Below are 6,249 nucleotides of genomic sequence, written 5' to 3' on the forward strand. Positions count from 1 at the left end.
GCCCAACTGACCTCGGAACCCGAGCGCTACGCCGCTTACACGCGTGAATACCTGGGCTGGGGCGTGTTCGCGCTGATGACGCGGTGATTTGGGGGTTGCCGGGCGACTCGAAAAGTGGGGAAAAACCGAGATGGATTCGTCACGAGAGGTACTGGAACGGTTGGCCAAGCGGCCGGTCCTGGCCGAGGGGTGGAATGAGCAGGGAGAGATGCTGAAGTGATCCGACTCAAGATATTCTTTAGATCCATGCAAAAGGAGTTGCAGGAAGGGCCAAACGGTGGCTGTTGCGGACACGCTGCCGTGTGCCGCACAGCCGGGAAAACTGGAGGGAAGACCATAAAGTGAAAATATTGGTGCTGAACGGAAGCCCTCGGCGAAATGGAACGGTCGCTTCACTTCTAAAGGCGGTAACGGAATCCCTATCGGCCGAACATGCTATCGAGTGGATTGATGTATGCAATCTCGACATGAAATTTTGCACAGCCTGCATGGCCTGCCGAGAGAAAGAAAGATGTATTTTGCCTGAAGATGATGCGCACATAGTGGGTAAGAAGATTCAGGATGCTGATGCCTTGGTTATTGGCACGCCGACGCACTGGGGGAATATGTCCGCGCCGCTAAAGCTTCTTTTCGATCGCAATGTGCCGGTATTTATGGGCGAAAGTCCTAGGGGAATGCCAGAACCAAAGCAGAAAGGAAAGCGCGCCGTTGTTGTGACGGCTTGCACGACACCGTGGCCTTTCAATTTCATTTTTCCTGAGAGCAGGGGAGCCCTCCGGGCGGTCAGGGAAGTTTTACACTACGGAGGGTACAACATAGTGGGAAAAATCACAAAACCAGGGACCAAAAAGTCAAATGAGATTTCTCCCTTGTTAGCGGGAAAGGCGCACCGATTGGGAAAAAAACTCATACAGAGATAACTTTCCAAGAAGTAAGCGATCACGGGGTGTGGATTAAAGGGTGGGCTGAGCGATCCAGGCGAGGTCGGGTTCCTGACCCCGGAAGTAGGCGCGCAGGGCATCAACAAGGAGGGGGAAGGTTGTTTTTTTCTGCAGACGGCATGTCTGCCTGAGTGAGAGGGCACGCGCCACCCAGCGATTGCCTTTTTCACTGGATGTACCCTGGCTGGATTTGCGCCACAGCACGGCGAATCGGAGCATCCGCTCAGCATGATTGTTCGTGGGATCCACACCCTGCTCGGAGAGGAACGTCCAAAGGTTTTCGATCTCCCTGCGAAGACGGCGTGCAAATCTGCCGGTATCATCCTTACGCTCCTCATGAAGGGTGATCAAGGGGATCAAACGAGCATAAAAGGCCTGCCACTCTCCGACGGAGGGGGGCGCATTGGCCATATGACATAGTCGTTGGAGTTCATGGGTCGCCCAGAGACCGAAGCGTTTTATGTCCGGGTCTTTCCTTTCGGAGAGTTCCTTGGCCTTGCGGATCAGATGAGCAAGGCAGGTCTGCCGCAGCCCGACCCATTGGCGGTACACGCCGTATCCGTCCGAGACCAGGATGCCGGCCCAGTCCTTGATCAGCGCTTGCAAGGCTTCCTTCGAGCGGTTGGAATGGATCATGAAGAAAGCCGCTGCCGGCCCCGCCATGACCCACAGCCATTGCAGGAGGCCGTTGAGGCCCAACCGAGGCAAGCCACCAGGTGTGTCCGTCCAGGTAGGCCAAGTACTTCAAGTATGCCCCGACGATTCGGGGGCGCCCCAGGTAATGGTACTTGTCGACCAGGTGATCCCACAGGCCTTCATCCGGGATGCGCCGGACCATCTCGATTTTCAAAGAGCCAAACTCGGAGACCGTTCCGTGAATCTCCGAGGTGTCGTAGCTATAGCTGCGTCGAACAGACTTACGGGGCTTCCGATAATTCGTTGTGGACAAAGCAGGAGGGAGGTTGACGACCTTTTTTTCTTCGAGCTTGAGCAGGAGCGCACGGCAGGCCATCCCTTTGAGTTGCCCGTTCGGCTGCCGCCAGTCCCAGTGCTCACACAGCACTCGGGAAATGGCGCTTCGACCGCGTTCCCAATGCCGGGAGATGGTATCGCGGATAAACGAGAGGTCTTCCTCTCTGATCTGACGACTACGAATTTGATACAGGGTCTCTGCTAAGGTGCTGTTCCCTCCTGGCAAAGCACCCTAGAAAAATTTAGCCGCTGACGCCAGGGGAAAATGCATCTCCTGTGATCGGCTACTACGATTTATATATCTTGGATTGCGCTATCAGATATAAATCTCCCTCACTTACTTTAGATCGTTGCCATCTGGAAATGGTCTTTTTGGCCCATCTCGGCGTCAACCTGCACGTTTACTTGTGCGGCGACCTGCAGGTCGCCTCGGCGCAAACGCTTGATTTCCTTGAGATTAACCAAAAATCATCATTTCCGGATTGGAAACTGGGTTCTACCGGGAAATTATTTCCGGATGGATACTAATTGTATTTACATTTTCAAAGTTATATTTTAATGAGTATTTAAAATTCCTTTTCTCCCAAACCTCTTCCCAGGAGGTGCTTATGTTCCCCGTACGTCTCAAACTACCTGTACCTTGCTCCCCGCCGGTTTAGCCATGAGGGAGCGAGTCAAACTAGAAGGACCGGTTAAAATTTGATCAGCGGCAAAACGCCGTTAAATGCACTCAGCTGCTCGCTGCACATATCATAAGCTGATTTTCTTGGCCTTCGCGCCTTTTTGGCTAAATCCATTACGGTTGCGGATTTTGAGAAAATTTGATTTCTTGGATTTACCATCTGGGGACCTTCCTGTTTTTATAGGTTGGCTTCGTAACCCCCATTGTAGCAACCGTTCCCAGATGCTTTCTACCCGTTCTCTCTATTCAGATGCAAAATCCAGGTAATAATAAAACATGACGATACTGATAAGAAAGAATATTTTCTGCTGACAAGACAATCAGCCGCTTCATCATACAAATGATCAACGGAACTCCAATGCCATCGATAGGCAGGGCTGCCAAAGGACCTGGTTTTTTTTCTTAACCTGATGTGATTCAGCGATGGATGTTTTTTCGACATCAGGGCCAATCGTCAGGAGGACGTATGAAAAAGCTCAACACTCTGGTTTGTATTTTCTTTGTCCTTTCTTTCCTTATCGTGGACGCTGCCTGCGCAAAAAGCCTCATTTTGCATAATGCCACTTTCTATACGATGACCGGCAGTTTGGATGTGACCGAAAACATGGAGACGGTCAGTGCCGTTTATATACAAGGCAGCAAAATAAAAGCTGTCGGAGATGATCAGACCATATTGGCAATGCGCAAACCCGGCACGGTGGTCATTAATTTGGAAGGTAAAACAGTTTTCCCGGGGTTTATCGATCCGCACACCCATCTATTCAACGGTGCTCAGCCCTATTTTGATTACAATACCCTTGATCGCGTCCAAGCGATGGCAGTAGAAAACGGTATCACCTCTTTTGGGAACATGTATACCGACCAAGAATGGCTGGATTTCATTTTAGCATACGCCGATAAAGGTCGTGTACGCAATCGTGTATTCCTTTACCTCAATTTCAATCATAGCTGTGGAGATGTTTTCGGAAATTGGTATGAGGCCTATGCTCCCAAGGAAGCGCTTGCGCATAACATCTGGGTCAACGGGATCAAAATTTATGCAGAAAGGTCGGTATGTGATGGTTTTAGTTCACGGCCTGTTTTTTCGGATGATCTGAAGGAGAACTTGCCGGAGGATAGTCTCTATCAAAATAGTCGTCTTCATTTATCTGAAGATGAATTATCAGCCGTTATCCAACGAGCCGATGATTTAGGATACCAAGTTGCCATTCATGCCATGGGAGATCTGGGGATCGAAACCAGTTTGTTGGCCATCGCTTCTGTTCTGGAGGGAAAGCCTAACATTAACCGGCACATGATCCTTCATAACTCCTTTCTCAGAGACGACATGTTCGAGCTGTATGAGAACAGTGACATTGTCGCGCTAATCGAGCCCTTCTCGCGGTGTGAACTGAATACCTACCTCAGAAGAGGGATCGGTGATGATAACATTGCTTATTACAAAAGATGGTATGATCTTTCTCTTAGAGACATCCATATGGCGCTAGACAGCGATTGGCCGTCGTACGGGGAGCAAACCATCAATCCGATGCTCAAAATCCACGCCATGGTTACCGGCAGCAATATTTTCACAGTATACAGCGGTGAATGCGACGAGCCAATCGAGGAACAGACACTAGAGGTTTTGCAGTGCCTGAAGATGATGACTATTGAAGCGGCGTACGCATTGCGAGCGGAAAAAAAGATCGGGAGCATCATGCCAGGAAAATTCGCTGACTTGGTTGTTCTGTCCCAAGACCCTATGATGGTTGATTTGGAAGATATAAAAAATATTAAGGTCCTGATGACTATAATCAATGGAAAAGTCGAATATGGAGAATATGTCAACGGGCGTCTAAAAATGTACCATTTTTGCTCGTCAAAAAGGAGCTGCACGCCGTCAATTTCTGACAGTCATTTACGGCATCCTTAACCTAAGTTCCGGGTGGGCAGTCAAAGGGTAGCCGAAAACGGCATTAAATCCGAACAGTTAGATGCAGGCCTAAAAAACGCGTGTTACTACGCCTCTGAATGGTGGTTCACAGATTCCAGAATCGGTTTAGGAATTGAAATCTTAATTGTTTTCAGCGTAGACAGGACCTTCTTCAGGGGTTTATTGCGTCGAAAGAATAGGTGATTCGGGGTCTCGAATTCCGTGGCCTGCAACTGAGCCAAGGCATGATGAAGGCAGCCCCATGATTCCATGGCCATCGATTTTCTCTCTTATTACGACGTCCCGGGGGAATTGATCCGCAGGGTCTTTGACGAGCTCTTCAGCCTCCTGAAGGAGTTGTCTCCCACTAGGAAAAGGTCGAGGCCTATCCCCCGGCGATTTACGCCCTGGACCGGAATATCGATAAAAACGGGGACGGCAGCCCAAGCGCATTTTAGTGTGTGATGACGGCCTCTTTCACAGCTTCGATTGAAAAGTTATCCCTAGTAAAAAACACTCGATCGCACATGAATTTGTATGGTATTTTATACAAAATGAATATCGAATGAGGTGCAAAATACAAAAATTCAAAATTGATCAAGACATCAGGCCAATGTCGGAAGTCAGAAATGCCATGGCTTCTTATATCAAACAAGTCCATAAGACGAAGCGCCCGGTTATCATTACACAGCATGGCAAAGGCGTTGCCGTGCTGTTGAGCGCAAGTGAATTTGAAGCCATGCAAAAAAAGATGGAACTCCTTTCAGACGTTCAAAGCTCTCTCAACCAACTGGCAAAAGGAGAAGGCATCCTTCACCAAGAGGCCAAAGACAAATTATTGAAGCGAGTTCCTCAATGCAGATAGTGTGGTCTCCTCTTGCTGTTGAAAGGATATCGGAAATAGTTGATTACATTTTTCAATTCAAACCTATGCAGCAGACAAATGGATTCGTGCAGTATTTTCAAAGGTTGAGCAACTTCAGTCCAATCCAGAAATTGGGAGGATTGTCCCTGAAATCAATGAACGGGAATTCAGAGAGTTCATTTACGGAAATTATCAGGTCATTTATATCGGAACAAAACAAATATTTATAATCACTGTTCTACATGGGAAATAGATATTGCCGATAGATGAAACCAAGGTATAACATTATTGAGAAGTATGACAATGAGCGTGCAGTTTATAATGATCGTGATAGGGATAAACTTTTGCCTCCTTGACGTCTGCACACCTTCCCCTTTTCTACGTCCCATTTCAATCCTGACAGACCCCAATGCAGCGCCTACGAGACGTGCAGAATCCCCTTCGAACTGAAACCGCTCTTTCTGTTCAATATCTAAACGAAATTAGATTGACATTCAGTGTGACTTTTACGATGATTTGCCCGATCGGTAGTCCAGCTGGAGTTATGCGCGCAAAAAGGTGCGCTGAAACATGAGGGAACATCATTCCCGACGGTAGTGGAAATTCCTCACACTCACCGTGTTTCAATCCAACGCTTAAGATTGCACCTGGAATGAAGACAAGCTTCAACCCGGTTACAATATTGACCGTTAGGCAGTGACTGAATCTATTCACAGCCAAAAGGAGATTTTTCCGCATTGGATATTCCACGGATCTTCAACATTACCGAAAGTGCTCACCGCATCCATAACCCGTTCACACCCGAAAAGCTCGCCACTCTTGGCGCGGCGCTGCGTCTTGAAACGGGAACCCGAGTGCTCGACCTCGGCAGCGGTTC

At 48.5% G+C, this 6,249-nt stretch carries 6 protein-coding genes and 2 pseudogenes; 6 read left to right on the forward strand and 2 right to left on the reverse strand.

Going from position 1 to position 6,249, the window contains the following annotated elements:
• Positions 1 to 87 (forward strand): annotated as a pseudogene (locus H567_RS30205) (SAM-dependent methyltransferase); the annotation flags it as partial.
• 254 nt (positions 88 to 341) lie between these two features.
• Positions 342 to 920: a flavodoxin family protein gene (locus H567_RS0120800; RefSeq protein WP_028322867.1), complete on the forward strand. Its 579-nt coding sequence runs from the start codon at positions 342 to 344 to the stop codon at positions 918 to 920.
• Between the two features lie 33 nt (positions 921 to 953).
• Here H567_RS0120800 and H567_RS0120805 read toward each other — a convergent pair whose 3' ends face one another.
• A complete protein-coding gene (locus H567_RS0120805) occupies positions 954 to 1,649 on the reverse strand; it encodes an IS66 family transposase (protein ID WP_028322868.1) in 696 nt (231 codons plus the stop codon).
• Positions 1,650 to 2,255: 606 nt separating this feature from the next.
• The gene (locus H567_RS29925; protein WP_279615013.1) at positions 2,256 to 2,378 is read right to left on the reverse strand and encodes a hypothetical protein; all 123 of its coding nucleotides are present in this window, start codon (positions 2,376 to 2,378) and stop codon (positions 2,256 to 2,258) included.
• A gap of 683 nt (positions 2,379 to 3,061) precedes the next feature.
• Here H567_RS29925 and H567_RS0120820 point away from each other — a divergent pair.
• The 4 genes and pseudogenes from H567_RS0120820 to H567_RS30215 all read left to right on the forward strand — a co-directional run.
• Entirely contained in the window at positions 3,062 to 4,507 is a 1,446-nt protein-coding gene (locus tag H567_RS0120820; protein WP_028322870.1) for an amidohydrolase, read from the forward strand.
• 613 nt (positions 4,508 to 5,120) lie between these two features.
• Positions 5,121 to 5,372: a type II toxin-antitoxin system Phd/YefM family antitoxin gene (locus H567_RS0120835; RefSeq protein WP_279615014.1), complete on the forward strand. Its 252-nt coding sequence runs from the start codon at positions 5,121 to 5,123 to the stop codon at positions 5,370 to 5,372.
• An 82-nt stretch (positions 5,373 to 5,454) separates the two neighbouring features.
• Positions 5,455 to 5,625 (forward strand): type II toxin-antitoxin system RelE/ParE family toxin, encoded by a 171-nt coding sequence (locus H567_RS30210; RefSeq protein WP_244155535.1) that lies wholly within the window; start codon positions 5,455 to 5,457, stop codon positions 5,623 to 5,625.
• A 484-nt stretch (positions 5,626 to 6,109) separates the two neighbouring features.
• Positions 6,110 to 6,249: pseudogene (locus tag H567_RS30215) on the forward strand (SAM-dependent methyltransferase); the annotation flags it as partial.

Source organism: Desulfatiglans anilini DSM 4660 (genome assembly GCF_000422285.1).
Lineage (GTDB): Bacteria > Desulfobacterota > DSM-4660 > Desulfatiglandales > Desulfatiglandaceae > Desulfatiglans > Desulfatiglans anilini.